This is a genomic window from Streptomyces sp. HUAS ZL42, from assembly GCF_040782645.1.
Classification (GTDB): Bacteria; Actinomycetota; Actinomycetes; order Streptomycetales; family Streptomycetaceae; genus Streptomyces.
Genome location: NZ_CP160403.1, coordinates 9,081,992 through 9,107,813, shown reverse-complemented (window position 1 = coordinate 9,107,813; position 25,822 = coordinate 9,081,992). Strand labels below are relative to the sequence as shown.

Here is a 25,822-nt window from a genome sequence, read left to right as displayed (position 1 = left end):
CTTTCCTTCGCCACTGCCGCCCTATCGCTCCCAGGACCGGAACGCCCGCAGGCGGTCCGGCGTGGTCACGGTCTCGAGGAGCTCGTCGTCCTGGTGGCCAACGCCGAGGGCGGCCACCAGCCGACGGGCGGGCACGTTGCGCGGGGTGCGCTCCGCGGTCAGCAGCACCTTTGTGCAGCCCAGTTCATCGGCCCGGTCGGCCAGCCATCGCAGCAGTGCTTCCTCGACACCGCGGCCGAGCGCCCGGCAGCTCATCAGCCAGCCCAGGACCTCGAGTTGATCGCCGTCCGCCCGGATCGCGAGCAGGCCGATCTGGCCGTAGTCGCCGAACCGGTCCCGGGCGGCGGCCGTCCACACCTCGCCCCGCTCCCGCCAGCGGGGGAGATCGCCGCCGTCGGCGGACCGGGCGCGCAGGGTGAACTGGTTGGTGCGGCAGACGAGTTGCTCGGCCCGCTGGAGGTCGTCCCCGGACAGGACGCGGATGTCGACCTCCAGCCGCAGCCCGTCGAGGAACTCCTCGAAGCCTGCCCGTGCGCGGGCCGCGTCCCGCTCCCGTTCCTGCTCGTAGAAGCGCGCCCGCAGCGTGTCCTCGGCGGTCGCGGCCGCCGGGACCAGGGGCCACAACCGGCCCAGGAACTCCTCGAGTTCGGTCGCGGCCGGGCAGGTCACCGACAGTACCCGGGGAAGCGCCGACCTCATCTTGCCGATCTCGGCCGGGTTGTCGTCCAGGAAGAGGAAGCTGTCGACGCCCAGGTTGAGCGTGCGCGCCGCCTCCGCCAGGCGGGCGGGCTTCGGGCCCCACTCGGCGGAGAGCACACTGAAGTGCTCGGCCTTGAGCAGGCTGTCGGGCCGGTCCAGCACGGCTCGTACGGTCGCCTCGTCGTTGTTGCTGACAAGCGCGAGCAGGGCTCCCGCCTCCCGCCACTGCAGCAACCTGCGCGCCAGCAGCGCCCGCGCACCGGCCAGGTCGACGGCCTCGGGGCCGATCTCGCCGGCCACCCCGCCCCACAGGGTCTCGTCGCCGTCGACGGCGATCACCTTGGGCGCGGGGCGCCGTACCGCCCGTACGGCCTCGGCGAGGCGCAGGGCGACCGCCGCCTGGAAGGGCGGGGTGAAGGGGAGGTGGGCCAGCCGCTCGGTCCGCTCGTCGAAGGGTTCCTCGACGGTGTGGTGCCGGGTCCACTCGTCGGGGCCGAGCACGGCGATGCCGGGCAGGCCGTCCAGCTCGTCCCTGATCCCGCGATCCCAGCGCCGCAGGCGGTCGTCGCCGCCGGAGGTGGGCAGGAAGCCTACGATCAGCGGCTTGCGGGTCCGCTCCGACAGGGACCGCAGCGCGGCCGGGTAGGCGGTGCGCAGTTCGGCGAGCAGGGCGTCGTCCACCGGGCCGAACCGTTCCAGGTCCGCCGCCCGCAGCAGCACCACGCCGACGGCCGTGGCCGGGTCGGCGAACACGCCGGACGGGTCCTGCACGCTCGCGAGGACCTGGTGGTACGGGGCTTCGGCGACGGTCAGGCCGCCGTCCGGCGCGCCCTCACCGAGGGCCGCCTCACACATCAGCGGGAGGTTGCCGAGGGCGAAGGTGGCGGCAAGGGCGAGGGAACCCGGCCGCACCGCCGTCTCCTCCTGCCGCACCACCGTTGACCCGTCTTCGGCCACCTCCGCCAGCAGCGCCAGGAACTCCTCCCCCAGCCCGGCCGTCGTCGCCTCGTCCAGGATGTCGAGGTTGTGGTCGAACCGGATGCGGCCCGCGTCCGGGGTCATGGTGATCATCAGGTCCAGGTCGGTGTAGCCCGTCCCGGCGGGCAGTACTTCCAGGTTGGCCAGGTGCCCGCCGTGCCGTACGAAGTTGAAGTACACCTCGACGAGCGGCGCGTTCGCGCGGTGCAGCCCCTGCCGGGCCAGCGTGGCCAGGACGTCCGAGAACATGGCGCCCTTCCTCAGGATCCGCTCCAGGCGGCCGTCGGTACGGCGCAGCACCTCCTCGACGGATTCGCCCGCCCGGGCCTCGGCCGGGAACGGAACGGGGACGCCGTAGAAGCCCACCGCGTCGAACGCGTCGGCGTGGATGCGGGTGTCCACGGGCACGGCGAGCACGAAGCGCTCCCGTCGCCGCTTCCTGGCCAGCAGGACGGTCAGTGTGCCGAGGCAGAACGCGGCGGGCGTGACGGCGAGCCTGCTCGCGGCCGCAGAGACGCGTTCCATGAGCCCGTCCGGGAGGGCCACGGTCACGCTGCCTGCCCGGTACGAACGCTGCTGCGGGCGCGGGTGGGCGAGCGTCAGGTCGAGCCGCTCGCTGCCCCGGAAGGACTCGCGCCATTCGGCCGCGCCGAAGCCCTCGCCCGTCTGCTGGGCCTCGACGAGGAGATGGACGTCCCGGTTGGTGACGTCGGAGCCGAGCGGCGTGCCGGACAGTTCTGCGTCGATCTCACGCGCCACCAGCAGCAGCGACTGGAGGTCGCTGACCGCGTGGTGGGCACCGAACACCAAAAGCTGGCCGCTCGCGCCGCCGTCCAGCAACTCGAACCGCCACAGGGGCGGCGTCCCCAGGTCGAACGGCGGCTCCAGGAGCTCCCGCAGCGCGCGAGGGGCCTCGGGTTCGGCCGTCTGCGTCCACCGCAGCACCGGCTCCGGCAACGACCGGTCCACGCGCAGCTGCCGACCGCCTTCGCTGCCGGTGACAACTGCCGTGCGCAGGGCGGCATGCCGTGCCGCGAGACGGGTGACGATGTCCGTGAGCGTTTCGCGGGTGGTCGGCGTGGTGAGCCGTACGGCGAGGCCGACGCCGTGGGCCGCGTCGGGCATGCCCGGCCGGGCGCTGCGCAGCAGTCGTACGACGTCGCGGGTAGCGGGCAGCAGCTCGGTCTCCGGTACCTCCTGTACCGGGTCGGTGACCTGCTCCTGGGCGGCGCTCTCGGGCAGGGCCTCGCCGAGGGCGCGGGCGAGGCCGCGGATGTCGGACGCGGAGAACACCTCGGCGGTGGGGAGTTCCACGCCGAGTTCGCGGGCGAAGGCGTTGCGCAGCCGTACCAGCATCAGGGAGTCCAGGCCGAGTTCCTTCAGGGCCGTGGCCGCGGAGACGTCGACGACGCCTCCGGAGACCTCGCCGACGCGGGCCCTGACGTACGCCTCGAGCCATGCGGTGCGGTCCTGTTCGGTCGTCGCGGCGAACACCTTCCGCACCAGGCCGTCGGAGTCCGCCGTGCCGGTCGGGACCGTGACGAGGTCGCCCAGGATCGGGCGGGTGCGCGCCACGTCCGGAGCGAGCGACAGCATGTCCCGGTCCAGGGCGAGCGGCGCGAGCTGGCGTCGGGACGTGGCGAGCACCCGCTCGAACAGCTCACCGCCCTCCCGCGGGGAGAAGGCGATCAGACCCGAGCGGCTGGTTTCCGCACGGCGCGTCCCGGACTCCGCCACCATGCCGACGCCGGCCCAGGCGCCCCAGTCCAGGCTGAGCGCCCGCCGCCCTGTGCGGGAGAGGTGGTGCGCCCAGGCGTCGAGGAAGGCGTTGGCCGCGGAGTACGGGCTCTGTCCTGCGGAGCCGAGCAGGCCGGCGGCCGAGGCGAACAGCACCAAGGTCCCCGCTTCCGGGGTGAGTTCGGTGAGCAGGGCGGTGCCGAGGACCTTGGGGGCGAGGACGCGCAGGACGCGTTCGTCGGTCAGGTTCGCCACTGTCGCGTCGTCGAGCACGCCCGCCGCGTGGACGACGCCGGCGATCGGCCCGGCTTCGCGCCGTACCCCGTCGAGGGCGGCCGTCAGACCGGCACGGTCGGCGACGTCGGCGCGGGCGAGCAGCACGTGCACGCCGCGCGCTTCGAGGCCCGCGATCCAGTTCGCGGCCTCCGGGCCGGGCGCACTCCGGCTCATCAGGGCGAGCCTGCGCGCACCGAGGCGCACCAGCCGGTCGGCCACGACCCGGCCGAGGCCGCCCAGACCGCCGGTGATCAGGTACACGCCGTCCGGGGTGATCGCCATGTGGCCCGCGTCGTCCGGGCGGGTGCGGGCAAGGCGCGGCACCAGACGGCCCGACTCCCGCAGCGCGACGAGCCGTTCGTCGTCCGCGTGCCACAACTGTGTCCACAGGGCGTCTGCGCCACCCTCGGCAGGCAGGTCGATCAGGGTGGTGCCCAGCTCCGGGTACTCCTGCGCCACCGCTAGCCCGAAGCCCCAGGCGAGCGCCTGCTGAGGGTGCGTCACCTGGGTGCTGTCGCCGGCGGCCTGGCTGCCGCGGACGACGACGAAGAGCCGGGGGGCCCGGCCCCGCGGGCGGTCGGCGAGCGTCCGGACCAGGTGCAGGGTGCTCAGACAGGCGAGCCGCGCCGCCTCCTCGGCCGTACGGTCGTCGGTGACGGGCGGGGCGTCGAGGGCCGTCAACTGGACAACCCGCTCGGGCAGCCCGCCCGGGAAGGCCTCGTCCAGCAGCCGGGTCAACTGCTCCGGATCGGCCGGGTCGAGGACGTATCGTCCTGGGCCTTCGACGCGGAACGCCTCACCCCTGCGGGCGATCACGTGCGGCACCGACGCGCCCAGCCGCTCGCCTAGCTCGGCGGCCACGCCCGTCTCGTCCGCCAGGATCAGCCAGCTGCCCGTGGCAGGGGGCTCCTGGGCGGCCGGGCGCGGCTGCCAGCGGGTCTCGAAGAGGGCGCCGTCCAGCGGCGAGAGCGCGGCAAGTGTGAAGTCCTTCGCCTCCAGCACGAGTTGCTCGTCCTGGTCCCAGAGCCGCAGGTCGAGGGTGGCGGTGTCGCCGTGCGGGGACCTCAGCTCGCAGCTCACCCATACGGGGGTCGTACGCCGCCCGGTGAAGTGAAGCCGCCCGAAGCCCGCCGGTACGAACGCGCGTCCCTCCGGTGCGTTGCCCGGCAGTGCGGCCGCGTGGAAGGAGGCGTCGAGGAGGGCGGGGTGCAGCAGGTGACCGGCGGCGGGCCGTCCGGTGAGGCGGGCGAACGCGGCGGCGTCGGTGCGGTGGCCCGTCTCCAGGCCGCGGAAGGCGGGGCCGTACTCGATACCGAGGGCCGCGAGTCCGGCGTAGACGGCCGGGACGTCGACCGCTTCGGTGCACGTCGCCCGCAGCGCGCCGAGCCCGGCCTCGACAGGGGCTGCCCCGCCCGTCATGTCGATCCGCCCGGTGACGTGCCGCTCCCATCGGGAGCCGACGGCGGCGGAGGCGATGGTGAACTCCCGGAAGCCGCCCTGGACGGGCCGCAGCACCAGCTGCAGGCGCACCGGCCGATCCGCGTCCAGCCGCAGCGGCTGGACGAACCTGACATCGACGAGCCGGACTTCGTCCCCTTCCTGCACCGCCGACGCGGCACCCAGGGCCATGTCGAGGAAGGCGGCGCCGGGCAGCCAGACCTCCCCGGTGACCCGGTGGTCGGTGAGGTAGGTGAAGCGGCTGTCGCGCAGGTCGAGCCGGGTCTCGAAGACGTGCCGGTCCGGTTCGTCACTGGCCTCGATGTGAGTGCCGAGGAGCGGTGAGCCGCCGACGGTCCCCGTGTCGGGAGCCGGGGCCAGCCAGTGGCGTTCGCGGGCGAAGGCGTACGTCGGCAGGTCGACTCGGCGCCCGGCCGGGAACAAGGCCTGCCAGTTCGGGGTGTGCCCGGCCTCGTACAACTCGCCCAGCCTGCGGAGGAGTACGTCGTGCGTGTCCTGGCCTCGGCGCAGTGAACCGATGCCGACGGCGTCGATCCCGGCCTCGGCGGCCACCGCCTCTATCGACGGGACGAGCGAGGGGTGCGGGCTGAGTTCGACGAAGTAGCGGTAGCCGTCGTCCAGCATGCGCCGGACGGTGTCTGCGAAGCGGACGGGCTGACGGAGGTTGGCGAACCAGTACTCGGCGTCCAGGCGGTCGCCCGCGACGGGTTCGGCCGTCACCGCCGAGTACAGCGGGGTCGCCGTGCGCGTGCCCCGGATCCCGGAGAAGCGGCCGAGGAGCTCGGCGCGCAGGGGTTCCATCAACGGGGTGTGCGAGGCGAACGGCGTCGAGAGGGGGCGGGCGGTGATGCCCTGTACCTCCAGGTGGCGGCGGAGTTCGGCGAGCGCGACGGCGTCGCCGGACAGGGCCGTGGAGGCGGCGCTGTTGACCGCGCCGACGAACAGCCGGTCCGCGTAGGGCGCGAGCAGTTCCCCGGCCTCGGCGTGCGGCAGCTCGACGGCCAGCATGCCGCCCCGTCCGACGAGCGGGACGACCGAGTGCGCACGCGCGGTCACCACGGCGACCGCCTCGTCGAGAGTGAGGGCCCCCGCGCAGTACGCGGCGGCGATCTCGCCCAGGCTGTGTCCGGCCACGGCGTCGGGGGCGACGCCGAAGGCCCGCCAGGCGGCGGCCAGGGCCGCGTTGACGGCGAACAGCACCGGCTGCAGGTATTCGGTGCGGTCGAGCGGCGAGAACTCCTCCGGTGCCCGCAGCACGTTGAGCACGGACCAGCCGACGTGCCGCTGCACTGCCTCGTCGATCCGGGTCAGCTCCTCGCGGAAGGCGTCGGAGTCGCTCATCAACTCGACGCCCATACCGGGCCATTGGCCGCCGTGCCCGGCGAAGACGAACGCGACCTTGCCGGCCTGCTCCTCACGTGGCGGTGCGAGGGGCCTACGGCCTGCCGCCAACCCGTCCAACTGAGCACGCAGTTCGTCCGGGTCGCCCGCCACGAGCGCGGCGCGCCGCTCGAAGTGGCTGCGGTGCAGGGCGAGAGTGTGGGCGACGTCCGGCAGCGTGGCCTCGTCGCCGACGTGCCGGGCGAGCCGCGCGGCCTGGCCGCGCAGGGCGGGCTCGCTGCGCGCGGACAGTACGAACAGCCGCTTGCCCGTGGCCCGTTCGGCTCGCGGCTCCGCCTCTGCCGGCGGGGCCTCCTCGACGATCACATGCGCGTTCGTCCCGCTGATCCCGAAGGCGCTGACGCCGGCCCGCCTGACCCGCTCCCCCGCCGACGGCCAGGCCACGTCCTGCTGCAGCAGCCGCAGCCCGCTGTCCTCCCAGTCGACATGCCGGCTGGGCGTGCCGGCGTGCAGGGTGCGCGGGAGGGTCTGGTGGCGCAGCGACTGGATCACCTTGATCAGCCCGGCGACGCCCGAAGCGGCCTGCGTGTGCCCGACGTTGGACTTGAGCGACCCCAGGTGGAGGGGCCGGTCTTTGGGTCGCGAGTCGCCGAAGACCTGCGCGAGCGCGTTGGCCTCGATCGGGTCTCCGAGGGTGGTGCCCGTGCCGTGGGCCTCGATGTAGTCGATGTCGGCGGGTGCGAGGCCGGACAGTTCCAGCGCCCGGCGGATCACCTGCTCCTGGGCGGGGCCGTTCGGCGCGGACAGGCCCTGGCTGCGCCCGTCCTGGTTGACGGCCGTGCCGCGCAGCACCGCCAGTACCTCGTCCCCGTCACGTCGTGCGTCGCTCAGTCGCTTCAGTACGAGCATGCCGGCGCCCTCGGCCCAGACGGCGCCGTCGGCGTCGTCGGAGAAGGAACGGCAGCGGCCCGTCGCGGACAGGCCGCGCAGGCGGCTGAACTCGACGAAGGTCTGCGGGGTCACCATCAGCGTCACACCGCCTGCGAGCGCCAGGTCGCACTCGCCCGAGCGCAGCGCCTGAGCCGCGAGATGCGTCGCCACCAGGGACGACGAGCACGCGGTGTCGACGGTCAGCGCCGGGCCGTGCAGTCCGAGCGCGTATGCGAGCCGGCCGGAGGCGACGCTGAGCGCGGAGCCCGTACCGACGTACCCGTCGAGCTGGTCGAGCCGGGAGCCCGCCAGGTAGTCGCTGCCGAACATGCCGACGTAGACGCCGGTGGTGCTGCCCGCGAGGCGGGCGGGCACGATTCCGGCGCGCTCCAGCGCCTCCCACGCGGTCTCCAGCAGCAGGCGCTGCTGGGGGTCCATCGCGGCCGCCTCCTTCGGAGTGATCCCGAAGAAGCCCGCGTCGAAGGACTCGATGTCATCGAGGAACCCGCCTTCACGGGCGTACGACTTGCCCAGGGCGTCCGGGTCGGGGTCGTACAGCGACTCCACGTCCCAGCGGCGGGCCGGGAAGGGGCCCACGGCGTCCTGGCCCTCGGCGAGGAGGTGCCACAGGTCCTCGGGATCGCCCACGCCGCCGGGCAGTCGGCAGGCCATGGCCACGACGGCGATCGGCTCGTCGGACGGTGCCTGGGTGCGGGCGGGGCGCGTGTCCGCGCGGCGCGTCGTGCGGCCGCCTGTGGCCGGCGTCGTGGTCAGCAGGTACTCGGTGAGGCGGGCCGGGGTGGGGTGGTCGAACAGGAGGGTGGCGGGGAGCTTGGCGCCGATGCGCGCGCCGATGCGGTTGCGCAGTTCGACCGCCGTCACGGAGTCCATGCCGAGCTCGCGCAGCGGCTGGTCGGGGCGGACGGACTCCGCCGAGCGCAGGCCCAGGGCGCGGGAGGCCTCCTCGCGGATCAGGGCGAGGACACGTTCGGCTCGTTCGGCCTCGGGGAGGCGCGCAAGACGGTCCGCAAGGCCGGCGTTCTGTGCGCCGCCGCGGGGCGCGGGGAGCAGCGAACGCCACAGGGCCCCCGTCGTGGTCTCCCGCAGGCGGGCCAGGTCCAGGGACCAGGCGACCTGGTGCGGTGTGCCGCGCCGCAGGGCGAGTTCGACGAGGTCGCGGCCCTGGTCGGGGCTGAGGGCGCGATGCCCGAGGCGGGCCATCCGCTGCAGGTCGGCGTGCTCGGCGGCCAGTCCCTCGCCGGCCCACGCACCGAAGGAGACGGCCACACCCGGCAGGCCCGAGGCGCGCCGGTGGTGGGCCAGTTGGTCGAGGAAGACGTTGGCCGCCGCGTAGTTGCCCTGTCCCGCGTTGCCGACGACACCGGCGGCCGAGGAGACCAGCAGGAACACATCGAGCGGCTGGTCGGCGGTGAGGCGGTGCAGGTGGAGGGCCCCGTCGACCTTGGGGCGCAGCACGCGCGCGAGACGTTCGGGCGTCAGCTCGGCGACCACTCCGTCGTCCAGGATCCCGGCGCAGTGCACGACTCCGCTCAGCCGCACACCGGTGAGCAGGCCGGCCAGCGCGGCGGCGTCCGCCACGTCACAGGCGGCCACCTGGACCTCGGCGCCCAGTGCGGACAGTTCCGCGATCACTTCCGGAGTGCGTGGATCGGCCGGTCCCTGACGTGACGTCAGGAGCAGCCGGGCGACTCCGCGTTCGGCGAGGAGCCGGGCGATGTGAAGGCCGACGGCGCCAAGGCCGCCGGTGATCAGGACGGTGCCCTCGGTGGGCACCGCACCCTCCTGCACCGCGCCCCGGGCGCGCACCAGTCGGGGAGCGAGCAACGCCCCCGCGCGGAAGGCGAGTTCGGGCTCGTTCTCAACCGACAGGGCCGCCCGCAGGGCATCCGTGGGAGCGTTGGTGTCGTCAAGGTCCAGAAGGGTCAGCCCGAGGGCCGGGTGTTCGGTGCGGGCGCTGCGGGCCAGACCCCACAGCACCGACTGGGCGAGCCCCGGCACGCGGTCGCCGTCATCGGCCGCGACCGCGCCCCGTGTCACCCAGACGGTCCGGCCGGGGGCCTCGCCGGGCGGGAGCGCGATCAGCGCCTGCAGTTCGTCCAGGGCGGTGGCGGCCAGCTGCCGCACCTCGGCCGCGTCCGGCGCGGGGCGCGGCCAGAACCGTACGACCACGTCGGCGCCCGGTTCGCTCACGGTGGCCGCGACCTGCGGGTCCGAGTGGTCACCGAGCACGGTCCACCCGCCGGAGGGCGTCCGCGCGGGCTGCTCGGCCACGGCCGTCCACGCCACCTCGTACAGGTGCCGTGCGTTCGCCGAGCCGCTGCTCAGATCGGCGGGGCTCACCGCCCGCAGCCGTACGTCCTCCAGGCGGCCGGCCGGGAAGCCGTCGGCGTCCCACAGCGTCACGTCCAGCGTGACGTCCGACGCCGAGCCACCCGTGCGCCGCACGGCCGCGACGAGGTCCGTCGCACCACCGGGCGGCAGCGTGCACCGGCCCACCGCGACCGGCAGCAGTACCCGCCCGTCGGACGCGTCGAACGCGGCGGTCACGTGCAGCGCGGCGTCGAGGAGGGCCGGATGGACGGGGTACGGATCGGTCAGGTCGCGGGCCACGGGCGGCAGCGACAGCCGGGCCAGCAACCCGCCGTCGCCGGTCAGCACCGCTTCCCGTACGCCCTGGAAGGCCGGACCGTAGCCGAGACCGAGGCCGCTGAGCCGCTCGTACGTCTCGGGACTCCATGCCTGTTCGGCGGCCTCCGGCCACGTGGGGGCCGGTCCGGTCGTGGCAGGCGCGGGCTCGGCAGCCGACGCGGTGGCGTGCAGTGCCCAGCCCGCGCCCTCCAGGCCGCGCGGGCGGCCGTGCACCGTGACCTCGGCCGCGGGACCGTCTGTGGTCACCTCGACGGACACCTCGACCGTGCCCGAGGCGGGCAGTGTGAGCGGCGTCAGGAGGAGCAGACCGCAGACGTCGGCGGGTGTGTCCGGGCGGGCCGCCGCGAGGGCGGCTCGGCACAGCTCCAGCAGGGTGGTTCCGGACACGACGGTCCGGCCGAACACGGCGTGGCCGGGCAGCCAGTCGGCGGTGGCCGTCGACCACTCGTTGCGGAAGGTCCAGCGGGTCTCGTCCGCGGACTGCAGCTGGATGCCCAGCAGCGGGTGCGCGGCGCGGTCGAAGAGGCTCGGGGCGCCTGCGCCGGCCTCGGGCTCGATCCAGTGGCGCTGGGCGTCCCAGGCGTACGTCGGCAGGTCGGCGAGCGGCCTGTCGGGGACGATCCGGCGCCAGTCGATCCGCCGTCCGTGGACGTGGAGTTCGGCCGCGGCCCGGTCCAGGCAGGCGCAGCCGTCCTCCTCGCGCCGGAGCGAGCCGACGGCCACCAGGTCCTCGTCGACGGTGCGCAGGGCGGTGAGCAGGGACGGGTGGGGGCCGAGCTCGACGAAGTACCGGTAGCCGTCGGCCGCCATGTGCTCCACGGCCGGCGCGAAACGGACCGGCTCGCGGAGGTTGGCGTACCAGTAGTCGGCTTCCAGCTCCTCGGTGACCGGCTGACCGGTGACGGTGGAGTACCAGGCGACGGAGGCCGGGTGCGTGGTGACACCGTCGAGTTCGTCGAGGATCGTCGTGCGGATCGGCTCGACGCGGTCGGTGTGGGAGGCGTAGTCGACGTCGAGGCGGCGGACGAAGACCTGTTCGCGTTCGAGCTCGGCGAGCAGCGCTTCCAGGGGCTCGACGTCACCGGCGACGACCGTGGAGCGGCCGCTGTTGACGGCCGCGACGAAGACGCGGTCGCCCAGACGGGCCTCGACCTCGGTGTGCGGCAGGGCGACGACGGCCATGGTGCCGGTGCCGGACAGCCGGGTCAGGGCCCGGCTGCGCAGCGCGACCACGGCGGCCGCGTCGTTGAGGCTGAGGGCTCCGGCGACACAGGCCGCGGCCACCTCGCCCTGGCTGTGCCCGATCACGGCGTCCGGGCGCACGCCCCGGGCCCGCCACACCGCGGCCAACGCCACCATCACGGCGAACAGGACAGGCTGTACGACGTCCACGCGATCCAGGGAGGGGGCGCCCGCGGCGCAGCGCAGGACGGCCGTCACGGACCAGTCGGTGAACGGGCGCAGGGCGCCGTCGCAGCGGTCGAGTTCGTCGGCGAACACCGGGTCGCTGTCGAGCAGATCGCGGGCCATGCCGGCCCACTGGGCACCCTGGCCGGGGAAGACGAAGGCCAACTTGCCTTCCGGCAGGGTCGGCCGGGGGCCGACGGTGCGGCCGGTGTCGGGCCGTCCGCCGGCGAGTGCGTGCAGCGCGGTGAGCAGTTCGTCGCGGTCCGCGGCCTGGACGACGGCCCGGTGCTCGAAATGGGTGCGGTGGTGGGTGAGAGTGGCCGCTGCGGCGGGAAGACACAACTGCGGCTGCTCCTGCAGGGTTTCGAGGAGCCGGCCGGCCTGTGCCTGGAGGGCGGTGGCGTTGCGCGCGGAGAGCGGGAAGAGAGCCCTGCCGGAAGGCTCCGCCGCCTGCGGCCGAACCGCTTCCCCCGGCGCCTCCTCCAGGACCACGTGCGCGTTGGTGCCGCTGATCCCGAAGGCGCTCACCCCGGCCCGCCGCACCCGGTCACCGCCCCGCGGCCACGCCAGGGCGCCTGTCTGCACACGCAGCCCGCCGCCGTCCCAGTCGATGTGCTCGGTGGGGGTCTCGGCGTGCAGGGACGCCGGTATCCGCTCGTGGCCGAGGGCGAGGACGGTCTTGATGACACCGCCGATGCCCGCGGCGGCCTGCGTGTGGCCGATGTTGGACTTCAGCGAGCCGACACCGAGCGGACGGTGCGCCGGGCGGCCCGGTCCGAAGACGGCGGCCAGTGCGCCGCCCTCGACGGGGTCGCCGAGCCGGGTGCCGGTGCCGTGTGCCTCGACGTGGTCGATGTCGTCCGGCCGCAGTCCCGCCGCGTCCAGCGCGGCGCGCAGCACGCGCTCCTGCGCGAGCCCGTTCGGGGCGCTCAGCCCCTGACTGCGGCCGTCCTGGTTGACGGCCGATCCCTTGACGACGGCGAGGACCCGGTCGCCGTCACGCCGCGCGTCCGCGAGCCGCTTCAGCAGCACCAGACCGCAGCCCTCGGCCCACACCACCCCGTCGGCGTCCGCGGAGAAGGGGCTGCACCGCCCGGACGGCGACAGACCGCGCAGCCTGCTGAACTCCACGTGCCCGCGCGGCGTCACGAGGAGCGTGGCGCCACCCGCCAGCGCCAGGTCGCACTCGCCGGCCGCCAGCGCGCGTGCCGCCAGGTGCAGCGCGACGAGGGAGGAGGAGCACGCCGTGTCGACGGTCACCGCGGGGCCCTGGAGGCCGAGGGTGTAGGCGATGCGCCCGGAGGCCACGCTGGACGCCGAGCCCGTGCCGACGTGCCCGTCGAGTTGGCCGAGGGAGGCGGAGGACAGGTATCCGCTGTCGTACAGGCCGATGTAGACGCCCGTGGAGCTGCCGTTCAAGGTCTCCGGGACGATGCCTGCGCGTTCGAGCGTCTCCCAGCTGGTCTGCAGCAGCAGCCGCTGCTGCGGGTCCATGGCCGCGGCCTCCCGGGGGGAGATGCCGAAGAAGGGCGCGTCGAAGCGGTCGATGCCGGAGAGGAAGCCGCCGCGCAGGGTGTACGCCGTGCCGGTGGCCTCCGGGTCGGGGTCGTAGAGCCCGTTCGTGTCCCAACGGCCCGCGGGTACCTCGGAGATGGCGTCCTCACCGGCGGCGAGCAGCCGCCACAGTGCCTCGGGGTTGTCGGCGCCGCCCGGGAAACGACAGGCCATGGAGATGATCGCGATGTCGTCGCCGGGCCGCGCGGCCGGCTCGGCGGCGGGAGCCGGTGTCGCGGGCCGCTCCTCGAAGATGGCCTCGGAGATCGCCGCGACGGTGGGGTGGTTGAAGACGAGGGACGGTTCCAGGGCCCGTCCGGTCTCCGTGGAGAGCTCTGCGGCCAGGGTGACCAACTGCCTTGATCCCAGGCCGAATTCGGCGATCGGCCGGTGCGGGTCGACGGTGAGCGGATCGAGCCCGGCCGCCTCGGCGACGGCCGCCGCCAGCCAGGCCCGGGCGCCCTCGGCGCTCGTCACGGAGGGCTCGGGGGACTGCTTCGAAGACTCGTTCGCAGGCATCTGGAAAAGGTGTCCTCGTGAACTCGGGCTCAGGCGGTGTCCGTACGAGCGGTACGCGGGACCGGGGGCGTACGGCGAGGGAACGGGCCCGGAACGGCCCGTGGTGACCGGTGTCGGCGTACGACGGACTCGGCCGTCGCCGCACCGCCGACGCGCCCGGGCGGGCCGGCGGCGGAGGTCGTCATGTCGCGGCGGGTACGCCGACGGGCGAGAGGGCGCCGTCGAGGTACGCCGCCCGGGTGGCGCGGCGCTGGATCTTCCCGCTGGAGGTCTTGGGGATCGTGCCGGGGTGGACCAGGACGACGTCGTGCACGGAGAGACCGTGGCCCTCGCCGACGGCGGCGCGGACCAGGTCGGTGATCTTCTCGGTCTCCCCGGCCACACTCGGGTCCAACTCGGCGACGAGGACGGGCAGTTCACCCTCCACGCCGCTGTCCACGGAGAACGCGGCGGTGCAGCCGGGCCGCAGCGCCGGGTGGGCCATCTCGGCGGAGACCTCCAGGTCCTGCGGGTAGTGGTTGCGGCCGTCGATGACCATCAGGTCCTTCAGCCGCCCGGTGACGAACAGTTCGCCGTCGCGCAGGAATCCGAGGTCTCCGGTGCGCAGGAAGCGGCCGTCGTGGCCGGGCAGGGTGGCGCGGAAGGTCTCGCGGGTGGCGAGGGTGTTGCGCCAGTAGCCCTTGGCGACGCTCGCGCCGCGGACCCAGATCTCGCCGACCTCGCCCTCGGGCAGTTGCTCACCCCGTTCGGGATCGGCGACGACCAGTGTCACTCCGGGTCCGGGCCGCCCGCAGCCGACGGCGGCAGCGTCCGCCTCGCCGGCCTGGAGGAGGGTGGGCGCGGTGTCCACCGTGCCGCCGGTGACCATGACGGTGGCCTCGGCCAGCCCGTAGCACGGATAGAAGGCCTCGCGTCGGAAGCCCGCCACCCCGAACGTCTCGGCGAACCGGCGCAGTGTGGCGGCACGCACGGGTTCGGCGCCGTTAAAGGCGACCCTCCACGAGCTCAGGTCGAGACCTTCGAGGAGTTCGGGCGTGGCGTGCTTCAGGGCCAGTTCGTACGCGAAGTTGGGGCCGCCGCTGGTGTGCGGGCGGTAACGGCTGATCGCGGTCAGCCAGCGGTCCGGCCGCTGCAGGAAGTGCAGCGGGGAGAAGAGGGTGGCGGTGAGGCCGAGATACACCGTGTTCAGTACGGGGCCGATGAGACCCATGTCGTGGTACACGGGCAGCCAGCTGACGACCAGTTCATGGTCGTACTGCGCGATCACTTCCGGCGTGTGGCCCATCCGCTCGGTGATGACCCGCTCGTTGTCGAGCAGGTTTCCATGCGTGACGACCACCCCCTTGGGGGCGGAGGTGGAGCCGGAGGTGTACTGCAGGAAGGCGACCGAGTCGGCGGTGAGATCGGGTTCGCGCCAGGCGTCGGCGGCCTCGTCGGGTATGTCCTCGGTGGCGACGCAGGTGATCTCGGCGAGTTCGGGCAGGTGCTCCGCCATGGCGCCCAGAGCGGCGACAACCTCGCGGCCGCCGAGGATCACCTTGGCGTCGGCGTCGGCGATGAGGCGCTTCATCCGGGTCAGCGCACGGTGGTTCTGCGCCCGGCCCTGCGGGGGCACGCCCGGTACGGCTACGACACCGGCCGAGAGACATCCGAGGTAACCGCAGATGAACTCGAGGCCGGGCGGATGGAGCAGCATGGCGCGGGAACCGGCCAGCCCGCGCTCCTGCAGCCAGGCGGCGACGGCTCGGGACCGGCGGGCGAGCCGCGCATAGCTGATGTCCTGGATCTGTCCGTCGCAGTCGCCCGTGACGAGGTATCGGTATGCGGTCCGGTCGGGCTGCTGCCAGGCGTGCGCGGTCAGTGAATCGACCAGGGAACGAACCATGTGAAGACTCTCACCTGTCCGGGATCATAAGTAGGGGAACTGGAGTTCGATAGCCGCATGCTGCGACGGTGCGGAACTCTTGGCCGACCTCGCCCCCTTGCCAGATCGTCCGTCTCGACGACCCACAGCGGAGCTGCGGCGATACGCCGCGGGCTCCACGCGTCCCCCGTTCGGCGTGCTACCAACGGGTAGACCATAGCAGTCCGTCAGTACGACGGGTCGAACGTATGTAAACCCTTCGTGTCCATGGCAGTTGACGAAACTGACGCTTCGTGAAGAAGCGCGCATCCGGTTCTCACCGCCGGCGGATCTCCTCCACGGTCCGCTCGGGATCGGCCACGGACACCGCCAGGCGGGCGTACGGTGCGGACGGCCGCAGTTCGACGACCACGACGGGCCCGCCCTCGCGCACGGCGGCGAAGTCCACTCCCCCGGGATGCTGCCGTTCGCCCGCGCAGTACCGGTCGGGAACGTACAGTCCGGACCGTCGGGTGCCGCGCAGGGCGCGCCACCAGTCCGGCTCGATCCGCACCTGCGTGATCGCGGCCGCCGGCACCCGCACGTCGCGACGCAGGGCGAGCAGCCGCTCCCGGGGAGTCAGCCTGACGACCACGTCGTCGCCGTCGACGACGAGCCGAGCCATCGATGTCACCCCCTACCCCGCTTGTCGGCAGTGGCCACATACGCGACACCAACCACTGAATTTACCAAATGCCCGATCCGCGAATCGGTCCTATCGTTCTGTTATGGAGCACGCACTCAGCCCCACGACCCTCATCGAGCTGCGCCGCCCGCGCCCCTATCCCGCGGTCTCCGTGCTGACGCCGACGCACCGCAGGGAGCCCGAGAACGCCCAGGATCCGGTCCGGCTGCGCAATGTGGTGGCCGAGGCCAAGCGGCAGCTGGAGGCAGATCCCGCGGTCACCCGGGAGCGGCGCGCCGATGTCGCCGCACAGCTCGACCGTGCCCTCACCGAGGTCGACCTCGCGCACGCCGAGGACGGTCTGGTGATCTTCGCCGCTCCGGGGGAGCACCAGGTGTGGTCGCTGGCCCGCCCCGTGCCCGAGCGCGTGGTCCTCTCGGACACGTTCCTCACCCGCAATCTGGTCTCCGCACAGGCGGCCGAGCGGCCGTTCTGGGTGTTCTCGGTCTCCGCCGACCGCGTCACGCTCTGGAACGGGGGCCTCGACCGCGTCACCGAGCAGCGCTCCGGCGGCTTCCCGCTGACCAGGAGACGGGAGAACTTCGACCCCGAGCGCCAGGAACAGATCGGCGACATGCCGAGCGCGTTCCGCGACGAGGGCATCCGTCACTTCCTGCGCGAGGCGGACGCGACCCTGGGCCGTCTGCTCCGCCAGGATCCGCGGCCGCTGTACGTCACCGGTGAGCAGGCGGCACTGTCGGCGCTGGACGAGGTGGGCACTGTCACGAAGGACGCGGTGCACATCGCGCACGGCGGGCTGACGCACGCCACTCCGGAGGCGGTGTGGCAGGCCGTGCGGCCGCTCGTCGCCGCGGAGGCCCGCAAGAACGTGGACTCGGTCGGCCGCGAGCTCGAAGCGGCCCTCGGACGCAAGGAGTTCGCGGCCGGTGTGGACGAGGTCTGGCGCAGCGCCCGCGAGGCACGCATCCGGCTGCTCGCCGTCGAGGAGAACTATCGCGTCACGGTGCGCGACGACGGCGACCACCTGGTCCCGGCCGATAGCGGCGACCTCGACGCCCGCGAGGACATCGTGGACGAGATCGTCGAGCAGTGCCTGGAGACCGGCGCCGACGTGCGCTTCGTACCGGACGGCACACTCGGCGACGCGCACGGGATCGCGGGGGTGCTGCGCTACTGAACGGGCGGGCCCGCGGGGCCTCTTGACGACCGTGAAACCCTGGTCGTCGTGGAGCAGACGCCCCAGCCACCGCCCTTCGAGCCGCCGGCGGGTTTCGGCCCCGGCGCCGTGTTCGTGTGCACGGCCGCCCCGCCCCGCGGCTCACCGCTCCTGCGCAACCGCAGGCGCCGCTTCGGCAACGACAGGGCACGCCCGGACGTGGTCGGGTTCGACGAGACGGGCATGTTCGCCCGCTGCGACGGCCGGACGCCGATCCAGTTGCCCTGGCGGTACGTCCGCCGCCTCGATGTCGGCCGCATCGAATACGGCCGCCCCTTCGTCGAGCATCCTCCCGGCTGGCTGCGCCTGTGGGTGGTGAGCGGAGTCACCGTCGACGGCGTGAAACGGCTCGCCCGCTGGCGCCGCACCAGCGAGGGCGCCGTACTGCTGTGTCCCTTCGGGAACGGCGTCGACATGGCCGAAGTCCGGGAGACCCTCCGCAAACTGGCGCCGCCCGGGGTCCGGGTGGGCCTGGGCAAGGAGCCGACGGACCGCGTCTGAGCCGCTGGTCAGACGCTCCCGAACAGCGAGCTCAGCCCCCGGTCGACAGCTGCGGAGACGTCCTCCTGGCCGGCCGCGACGACCGCGTACGTCCGCAGCAGGAAGCCGCGCAGGGCGGCCGTGTCGAACTGGAGCAGGGCCAGCCCGAACTGCGAGTGGAACTCCAGGACCGTACGGGCGCGGCCGCACGGCCAGATGTGCACGTCCCCGCCCCCGGCCGGACCGCCCAGCCCCTCCTCCAGCAGGGCGCGGGCGAAGGTCCAGGTGGCTCCGGTGCCGTCGAGGGAGACCTCGGGCGGGAAGTCGATGTGCACGGCCAGCGGATCGGCGGACGAGTAGCGGAAGGTGGCGGGAGCGGGGAGCTCCTGCTCCTCCGCCGTGATCAGGCATCCGCGGGCCTGCTGTTCGAGCGTGATCTCCATACGATGGGTCTCCACTGCGGGCGAGAGGTCGGCCGTTTTGGCGCTGTACCTTTACGAGCTCGCAGAGGCGGTTTGCATTACGCGAAACCGCAACAATTTGCTGTGATCTGCATCACTCATCATGCCCGCACCGCCCATGTGAACAAGCGACCGTCGAACACCCGAATGAACGCCGGGACAAACTCCGCACCGATCCGTCAAGTCACGTACGCCACCTACGACTTGACCTGCCCCCAGGCGTACACCACTTACGCACCGCAACCACTCCGTGAAGACTGTGGCATATGCCAGAAGCACCACCGTATCGTGTGTTGCCAAATCCCTTACACGGCGTCGCGGGCTGTGCAACAGTCGTAACGGTCCTTCCGCCACAACCTTGGCCGTACTGTCCCCGCATCGGAGTGCGTCATGCCGTCCCACCTCTCCGCGGACCACCCAGCCGCCCAGCCGCCAGGACGCGGTTCGGTCGACGCGCTGATATCGCAGACGCGACGGCTCAAGGGCGACGTGGACGCCGTACGACGGGACGCCGAGGACGACGAAACGGATCCGCAGGGACGCTGGCAGCGCGCGGTGTACGACCTCGCACTGCACCAACTCAACGACCTCGACGAGCACTTGGCACAGCTGAAGGACGGTCCCTCGCTGCCGTCGGCGACAGCGACGGACCCCCTCGGCCGTGCCGTGCCGGCCGTACCCGGGCGGGGCTCGCTGCTCAGCCGGGTCGGCAGTGCCGAGTGGAACCTGCTGACGGACGAGGCCAGTTGGTCCGCTGAGCTCTACCCCATCCTCGGCCGCGACCCCGCCACTCCCGCGCTCACCCTCGACGAACTGCCGTCCCTCGTGCTCGACGAGGACCGTCCGAAGCTGACCGTGATGGTCACGGACTGCCTGGTCGACGCCAAGCCGATCGACGGGGAGTTCCGCGTCGTGCACCCGGACGGAGAGGTCCGCACCGTGCACATGATGGGCGAGCCCGTGCTCGACGCCGACGGCAGCACCGCCTCGATGTGGGCCGTGCTGCGGGACGTCAGCGAACTGCGCCGCAGCCAGCGGACGGTGCGCGAGACCCGTGACTCGCTCCACCGCCACCAGCAGCGCGCGCAGACCGAGCACCGGCTGGCGGTCGAGTTGCAGGAGGCCGTGCTGCCGCCGTGGCGCGGCTCCCTGCGACTCCCGCACCACGGCCGGGAGACCCTGGACCTGGCCGCACATCATCTGCCCGCCTCGACGAGCCCGCTGATCGGCGGCGACTGGTACGACGCGGTGGCCCTGTCCGACGGCGAGACACTGCTCAGCGTCGGCGACCTGACCGGACACGGTCCCACCGTGGCCTCGGGCATGGCGATGCTGCTCGGCGCGCTGCGCGGCATGGCGATGGCGGGCACCCGGCCCGGCCGGTTGATGACGCTGCTCAACCAGTTACTCGACAACTCCGTCCAGCCGGCCCTGGCCGGCGCCGTCTGCTGCCGCTACCGGCCCGGCACCCGCACACTGCTGTGGGCGCAGGCCGGACACCCCGCCCCGCTGCTGTACCGCAACGGGACGGGGCGCAGGCTGGCAGCACCGGACGGCGTCCTGCTCGGCGCGACCTCGGGTGCCGTCTACGGGCAGGCCGAAGAGACCCTCGAGGTGGGCGACCTGCTCCTGCTGCACACCGACGGGCTGGTGCCCGGGCACAGCGACAGAACGGCGGCCGCGGACGGACTCCTGGACCTTGCCCCGCACTTCGACGAGGCGCCCGCCGCAGCGGACTGCATTCGGATGGTCGTGGAGGAGTTCGGCGCGACCGAGCGTGCGGACGACGCCTGCGTGCTCATCGCCAGGGTGACCTCATAGGAGACGGCAACAAGTCTCCGGAACAGGAATCAGCGGCACAGACCCCTATACCTGTGCGCTGCTCCCTCCCTTGCCGCCCTTCGCCTTCGGCAGCGCCAGCATGATCTCCTCCCGCAGTTCGTGGATCTTCGGATAGCTCGCGTACTCGGCGGTGAGCCGGTACATCTGGCGCAGCCGGTCCCAGGTGCGGTGGGACGAGTTCGAGCCCATCGACACCAGGGCCAGCCGTGCGTAGCGGTCCGCCTGTTCGGGGTCGTCGGCGATGAAGCAGGCCGACGCCATCGACAGGAAGTCGAAGATCTTCGACCGCTGCCGCCCGTCGATCCGCAGGGCCAGGGCCTTCTCCGCGTAGTGCTGGGCGTGCGCTGCCGCGCCCGGTTCGAACTCCGCCAGCGTGCGGTAGGCGAGGGCCTGCATGCCGTACAGGTCCTCCTCCTTGAAGGTCTGCATCCAGCTCGGTGGCGGCACGTCACCCTTGTCCGAGACGAAGAGGTCCTCCGCCTGCCCGAGGGTGCGGCGCATCGCCTGGCCCTTGCCCATCGACGCCTGTGCCCAGGCCTCGATGGTGAAGAGCATGGCCCTGGTGCGCGGCAGCACGTCGTCACCGGAGCCGGACTGGGCGAGCTTCATGAGGTCGAGTGCCTCGTCGGGCCGGCCTAGGTGCACCATCTGGCGGGCCGCCCGGGAGAGCGCCTCGCCGGCACGGGGCCGGTCACCGCCCTCTCGCGCCGCGTGGGCGGCGATGACGAAGTACTTCTGGGCCGTGGGTTCCAGGCCGACGTCGTGCGACATCCAGCCGGCCAGGACGGCGAGGTTGGCAGCGACGCCCCACAGGCGCCGCTGGAGATGAGTGGGGTGGTGGTAGGCGAGCATGCCGCCCACCTCGTTGAGCTGCCCCACCACCGCCTTGCGCTGCAGCCCGCCGCCGCGGGCCGCGTCCCAGGCTCGGAACACCTCCACCGAGCGCTCCAATTCCTCGATCTCCTCCGTCCCGACGGGGGCGGCCTCGTAGCGGTCGAACCCGACGGGGTCGGCTTGGAGCGGATGGTCGATGACGGGAGCGTCGGCGGAGAGGGTCGGATCGGTTTGCAGCCAGTCGTGCATGGCGCTGCTGAGGGCGGATCCCGCGGCGAGCGCGGCACCCGCGCCCACCAAGCCGCGTCGGTTGAGCATAAGGTCCATTCCCGTGAATTCGGTGAGGACCGCGGCGGTCCGCTCGGGCGCCCACGGCACACCGTCGGGATGGTCCACACTCCCGCCGTCCGGCCGTTTCCCCGTACGCCCGTGCCGGACCAGACCGAGGTCCTCGATGGTCACGACACGGCCGAGACGCTCGGTGAACAGGGCCGCCAGCACCCGCGGCACGGGATCGCGCGGGATTTCTCCCATGTCGATCCAACGCCGCACCCGGGAGGTGTCCGTCGCCAGCTGGGGGTGGCCCATGGCCGCCGCCTGCCGGTTGACCAGCCTCGCGAGTTCACCCTTGGACCAGCCGGCCAGGCCGAACAGGTCCGCAAGGCGGGTGTTGGGTTGTCCGCTCACGTCAAGCCCCCAGGTTCTCGGCTGAGTTGACAGTAGCCCCGTGAGAGTTGCCGGGCGACTATTCGCCAGGGTTCGCCAGGGTGCGCCAGATGGTGTGCCACTGGGCATCGGGTGTCAGGTAGGAACGCGCCACCCCGACCCGGTCGCCACTTGGATATGACGGGCACATTCCCCAGGGTGTACCCGGGCGGCCGGGCGGGGCAGCGCTTTGACGTCGCAGGCACACGAAGGGATCTGTCTCCCCCATGTACGCAGCATCGTCCTCCGTGTCCGCACCGCCCCGGTCGCTGCACCCCCGCCCGGGCGGCAGCGGCCCCTACCTCGCCCCGGCGCGTCCGGCGGCCGCCCCCGTCCTCGGTGCCGGCCGGACCCGCCCCGCCACGGGGCTCGGCTCCCAACCGCTCAGCGGGAGACTCGACCTGTCCGGCCCTCAGGGCACCCAGCTGCGCGCGGCGATCGCGTCGGTGCACCGGATCTGCCCGGAGTTCGCGCCGGTGCAGGTGCTGCGCCGCAGCGGACGCTCCGTGCTCCTGGTCGGTACGACGGGACGCAGCACGGCCGTCGCCAAGTGTTTACTGGACCACTCCCCCGCGTGGTCCGAGCGGATCCGCCACGAAATAGCGGCATACCGCACGTTCGTCCGGCACCGCCCTCCGGTGCGGGCGCCGAGGCTGATCGCGGCGGACCCGGACAACTGCACGCTGGTGATCGAGCGGATGCCGGGCCGCGTGGCGGCGCTGCAGCGGCATCCGGCCGAGGCCCCACCGCGGGCGGACATCAGGGCGGCACTCGGCGCGATCTGCCGGCTGAACGCCTGGCGGCCGCCGGCGGGCACCTTCGACGCACCCCTCGACTACGCGGCCCGCATCTCCCGCTACCACGAGCTGGGGCTGCTCACCGACCGGGACATGGGCGACCTGCAGAAGCTGCTGCACGGCATCGCGACCACGGCGGGCCGGCAGGGCATGGGCCAGTTCTGCCACGGTGACGCGCTGCTGTCGAACATCCTCCTGTCGCCGGCCGGTCCAGTGCTGGTGGACTGGGAGCACGCGGGCTGGTACCTGCCGGGCTACGACCTGGCGACGCTCTGGTCCGTGCTCGGCGACGCGCCCGTGGCCCGGCGGCAGATCAGCCAGCTCGCCCAGTCGGCGGGCCCGGCCTCGCGGGACGCGTTCCTCGTGAACCTGATGCTCGTCCTGACCCGTGAGATCCGCACGTACGAGACGGCCGTGCAGCGTTCGATGCACGACACGACCCCGACGGCACCGGGAGCTGCCCACCCGACTGCCGCGCCGTCCGGCGAGGAACAGCGGCTGCTGCTGAGGCGGCTGCACGACGACTGCCAACTGGCCCGCCGGGCCGTGCGCGCGGCGGTCGGCACTCGCTGACGGGGACGGTGGTCCGCGGTGCGCCAGGGGCAACGGCGCACCGCGGACCTTCCTGTGTCCACGCCTCCTGATACGGGGATACGGACTTTCCGATACCCGGTCACCGGTCTACGCCACTGACGCCCCGCAGGCCCGCGCACTCCCGCCACGAAACTCGCCGGGCCTCGGTTGACATGGGAATTCAGCTGCCTCTGGGCATGATTGACGGATCGTCGGCCAGCCGATACCACTGAGCCCACGCTCGGTCCCGCACGCCCCGACAAGCCCGTCCGCCCCAGGAGGCAGCATTGCGAGGATCCGTCACCGACCCCATCCATGCCGCACGACACAGACGTGTGCGCAAAGCCGCGGGGGCCGTGGCCGCCGCGACGCTGATGCTGCCGCTGCTCGGCGCGGCTCCGGCCGAGAGCGCGGCCGAGTCCTCCGCCGGCAGCCTGCAGCGGGCGTTCGCCGCCGCGGCCTCCGAGTACCACGTGCCGCAGAGTGTGCTCCTCGGCGTCGCCTACCTGCAGTCCCGCTGGGACGCGCACGGCGGCGCGCCCAGCGTGACCGGCGGCTACGGCCCGATGCACCTCACCGACGCCCGCACCGCGCTCGCCACCGCCGCGCACCACAGCGAGGGCACGGAGGACGCCCGCGGCGACAGCGCCCGCGCCCCGCTGCACCGCGACACCGAGGTGCCGGAGAACACCGAACTCCCCGCCCGCCTCAAGACGCTGACGAAGGCCGCCGAGCTGACCGGCCGGCCGGCCGAGGAGCTGCGCACGGACGAGGCCGCCAACGTGGCCGGTGGCGCCGCCCTGCTGGCCGCCGCACAGCAGGACCTGGGCGAGCCGCTGAGCGCGGATCCGGCGGACTGGTACGGGGCGGTGGCCCGCTTCTCGGGCGCGGACGACAGCGCGACGGCGGCGGCGTACGCGAACGACGTGTACGACGTCATCCGCGCCGGCGCCGAGCGCATCACGGACGCCGGCGAGCTGGTCGCCCTGGCCGCCCGGCCCGACGTGGCCCCCGACACCGCGCAGCTGAAGCGGACCGGCCTGCGCACGGCCTCCACCGCCGGGACCGAGTGCCCTGTGACCGTGTCCTGCGAGTGGATCCCGGCGCCGTACGAGGAGTTCGGCGACAGCGACTACGGCAACCACGACCTCGGCAACCGGCCGGCGTCCCAGAGCATCCGCTACATCGTCATCCACGACACCGAGGGCGCCTGGGACGGCGTCATCGACCTGGTTCAGGACCCGACCTACGTGTCGTGGAACTACTCGCTGCGCTCCACCGACGGCCACATCGCCCAGCACGTGAAGGCGAAGGACGTGGCCTGGCACGCGGGCAACTGGTACGTCAACGCCAAGTCGATCGGCCTGGAGCACGAGGGCTTCCTCGCCCACCCGGACTCCTGGTACACGGAGGCGATGTACCGCTCCTCGGCACGCCTGGTGAGGTACCTCGCCGCGAAGTACGGCATCCCGCTGGACCGGCAGCACATCCTGGGCCACGACAACGTGCCCGGCCCGACCACGGCGACCGTCCCCGGCATGCACACCGACCCGGGCCCGTACTGGGACTGGCGGCACTACTTCGACCTGCTGGGCAGGCCCTTCGGGCCCGCCAAGGGCGCCGGCGTGGTGACGATCCTGCCCGACTACGCGGCCAACCGGCCGGTGTACACGGGCTGCGTCACCAAGGGCGAGCCGTGCAAGGTCCACGGCTCGAGCGAGGTGCGGCTGTACTCCGACCACGACGAGCGCTCCGCCCTGATCAAGGACATCGGCCTGGGCACGACCCCGACGACGGGCGTGAACGACATCTCCTCACGCGTCTCCACCGGCGCCAGCGGTACGCCGTCGCGGACCGCTGGGGCGACTGGACGGCCATCTGGTACCTGGGGCAGAAGGCCTGGTTCAGGAACCCGAAGAAGCAGCCGACCGCGGTGAGCGCGAGCGGGCTGGTCGTGACGCCGAAGGCGGGCCTGGACAGCGTGCCGGTGTACGGCCGCGCCTACCCCGAGGCCTCGGCCTACCCGACGGGCGTGCCCGCGCAGGCGGTCTCCCCGCTGCCGTACACCCTGCCGAAGGGCCAGAAGTACGTGGTCGGCGACAGGGTGCCGGGCGAGTACTACTACGCCGTCACCTTCACCACGGACTCGCACAGGGTCGTGGTGGGCAGGGACCTGTACTACGAGATCCAGTACGGCCACCGGGTCGCGTTCGTGCGCGCGGCGGACGTACGGCTGCTCCCGGCCGGGTAGCCGCCGCCTCAGCCCTGCTGGAACAGCTCCGCCGGGAGCGGTTTCAGCAGGGCGTACAGGTCGTCGGTGATGGGGCGGTCCCAGGCGGCGATGGTGACCAGGACGTTGTCGCTGCGGTCGAACTGCACGCAGGAGATCCGGCTCTCGGAGAGCTTCAGACGGCGCACGATCAGGAGGTTGTCGCCCTGCATCACCGGCATGTCCTCCGTGCCGACGACGGTCACCTCCTCGTCGTTCTCCAGCGCCAGCAGCAGCTGGGCCACCTCGAAGGGGATCTCCCCCTCGGCGACGTCACGGGCCGGGGAGCCCTCGGGCAGATTGCCGATGATCATCGCGGGGCCACGGCCGCCGAACAGGTCGTAGCGCAGGAACACCCCCTGGCAGGTGCCGTCGGGGGCCGGCAGCAGCCCTGCGCCCAGATTGCCGGGCCAGTCGCCCGGGTCCATGGCCAGTACGTCGAAGTCGGGCCCGGCGGGAGTGGCACTGCGGCGGCGGAGGAACGACATGCGGCCATGGTACGTGGACACTGACGCGGGGTGGCGTGT

The 25,822-nt window shown here is 72.9% G+C and carries 10 protein-coding genes and 1 pseudogene; 5 read left to right on the top strand and 6 right to left on the bottom strand.

From position 1 onward, the window contains the following. Window positions 1-21 precede the first annotated feature (21 nt). The 3 genes from ABZO29_RS41570 to ABZO29_RS41560 all read right to left on the bottom strand — a co-directional run bounded on the left by ABZO29_RS41570 (window position 22) and on the right by ABZO29_RS41560 (window position 16,097). Window positions 22-13,569, bottom strand: coding sequence for an SDR family NAD(P)-dependent oxidoreductase (locus ABZO29_RS41570; RefSeq protein ID WP_367325381.1), 13,548 nt, complete (start codon window positions 13,567-13,569; stop codon window positions 22-24). Between the two features lie 181 nt (window positions 13,570-13,750). Then, window positions 13,751-15,454 (bottom strand): fatty acyl-AMP ligase, encoded by a 1,704-nt coding sequence (locus ABZO29_RS41565; RefSeq protein WP_367325380.1) that lies wholly within the window; start codon window positions 15,452-15,454, stop codon window positions 13,751-13,753. 295 nt (window positions 15,455-15,749) lie between these two features. Then, window positions 15,750-16,097, bottom strand: coding sequence for a hypothetical protein (locus tag ABZO29_RS41560; protein WP_367325379.1), 348 nt, complete (start codon window positions 16,095-16,097; stop codon window positions 15,750-15,752). 103 nt (window positions 16,098-16,200) lie between these two features. Between ABZO29_RS41560 and ABZO29_RS41555 the strand changes: the two genes are divergently transcribed. Both ABZO29_RS41555 and ABZO29_RS41550 read left to right on the top strand, forming a co-directional pair. Beyond that, window positions 16,201-17,295, top strand: coding sequence for a chemotaxis protein (locus ABZO29_RS41555; RefSeq protein WP_367325378.1), 1,095 nt, complete (start codon window positions 16,201-16,203; stop codon window positions 17,293-17,295). A gap of 48 nt (window positions 17,296-17,343) precedes the next feature. Further along, window positions 17,344-17,835, top strand: coding sequence for a hypothetical protein (locus ABZO29_RS41550; protein WP_367325377.1), 492 nt, complete (start codon window positions 17,344-17,346; stop codon window positions 17,833-17,835). Window positions 17,836-17,843: 8 nt separating this feature from the next. Here the strand turns inward: ABZO29_RS41550 and ABZO29_RS41545 are convergent, their stop codons facing one another. Further along, window positions 17,844-18,257, bottom strand: a complete 414-nt coding sequence (locus tag ABZO29_RS41545; protein ID WP_367325376.1) for an SsgA family sporulation/cell division regulator — start codon at window positions 18,255-18,257, stop codon at window positions 17,844-17,846. A gap of 408 nt (window positions 18,258-18,665) precedes the next feature. Between ABZO29_RS41545 and ABZO29_RS41540 the strand changes: the two genes are divergently transcribed. Then, complete coding sequence (locus tag ABZO29_RS41540; RefSeq protein ID WP_367325375.1) at window positions 18,666-20,096, top strand: PP2C family protein-serine/threonine phosphatase; 1,431 nt, start codon at window positions 18,666-18,668, stop codon at window positions 20,094-20,096. Between the two features lie 45 nt (window positions 20,097-20,141). Here ABZO29_RS41540 and ABZO29_RS41535 read toward each other — a convergent pair whose 3' ends face one another. Next, window positions 20,142-21,638: a hypothetical protein gene (locus ABZO29_RS41535; RefSeq protein WP_367325374.1), complete on the bottom strand. Its 1,497-nt coding sequence runs from the start codon at window positions 21,636-21,638 to the stop codon at window positions 20,142-20,144. A 245-nt stretch (window positions 21,639-21,883) separates the two neighbouring features. On the opposite strand from ABZO29_RS41535, the gene ABZO29_RS41530 reads away from it, so the two are divergent. Next, window positions 21,884-23,026 (top strand): aminoglycoside phosphotransferase family protein, encoded by a 1,143-nt coding sequence (locus tag ABZO29_RS41530; protein ID WP_367325373.1) that lies wholly within the window; start codon window positions 21,884-21,886, stop codon window positions 23,024-23,026. 287 nt (window positions 23,027-23,313) lie between these two features. Beyond that, window positions 23,314-25,277: pseudogene (locus ABZO29_RS41525) on the top strand (N-acetylmuramoyl-L-alanine amidase). An 8-nt stretch (window positions 25,278-25,285) separates the two neighbouring features. On the opposite strand, the gene ABZO29_RS41520 reads toward ABZO29_RS41525, so the two are convergent. After that, window positions 25,286-25,783, bottom strand: a complete 498-nt coding sequence (locus ABZO29_RS41520) for a hypothetical protein (RefSeq protein ID WP_367325372.1) — start codon at window positions 25,781-25,783, stop codon at window positions 25,286-25,288. Between the last annotated feature and the right edge of the window lie 39 nt (window positions 25,784-25,822).

Excerpts from the sequence above, each read along its gene's own strand:
- ABZO29_RS41570 (WP_367325381.1), bottom strand. The coding sequence starts at position 13,569 with ATGCCTGCGAACGAGTCTTCGAAGCAGTCCCCCGAGCCCTCCGTGACG.
- ABZO29_RS41565 (WP_367325380.1), bottom strand. The coding sequence starts at position 15,454 with ATGGTTCGTTCCCTGGTCGATTCACTGACCGCGCACGCCTGGCAGCAG.
- ABZO29_RS41560 (WP_367325379.1), bottom strand. The coding sequence starts at position 16,097 with ATGGCTCGGCTCGTCGTCGACGGCGACGACGTGGTCGTCAGGCTGACT.
- ABZO29_RS41555 (WP_367325378.1), top strand. The coding sequence starts at position 16,201 with ATGGAGCACGCACTCAGCCCCACGACCCTCATCGAGCTGCGCCGCCCG.
- ABZO29_RS41545 (WP_367325376.1), bottom strand. The coding sequence starts at position 18,257 with ATGGAGATCACGCTCGAACAGCAGGCCCGCGGATGCCTGATCACGGCG.
- ABZO29_RS41540 (WP_367325375.1), top strand. The coding sequence starts at position 18,666 with ATGCCGTCCCACCTCTCCGCGGACCACCCAGCCGCCCAGCCGCCAGGA.
- ABZO29_RS41530 (WP_367325373.1), top strand. The coding sequence starts at position 21,884 with ATGTACGCAGCATCGTCCTCCGTGTCCGCACCGCCCCGGTCGCTGCAC.
- ABZO29_RS41520 (WP_367325372.1), bottom strand. The coding sequence starts at position 25,783 with ATGTCGTTCCTCCGCCGCCGCAGTGCCACTCCCGCCGGGCCCGACTTC.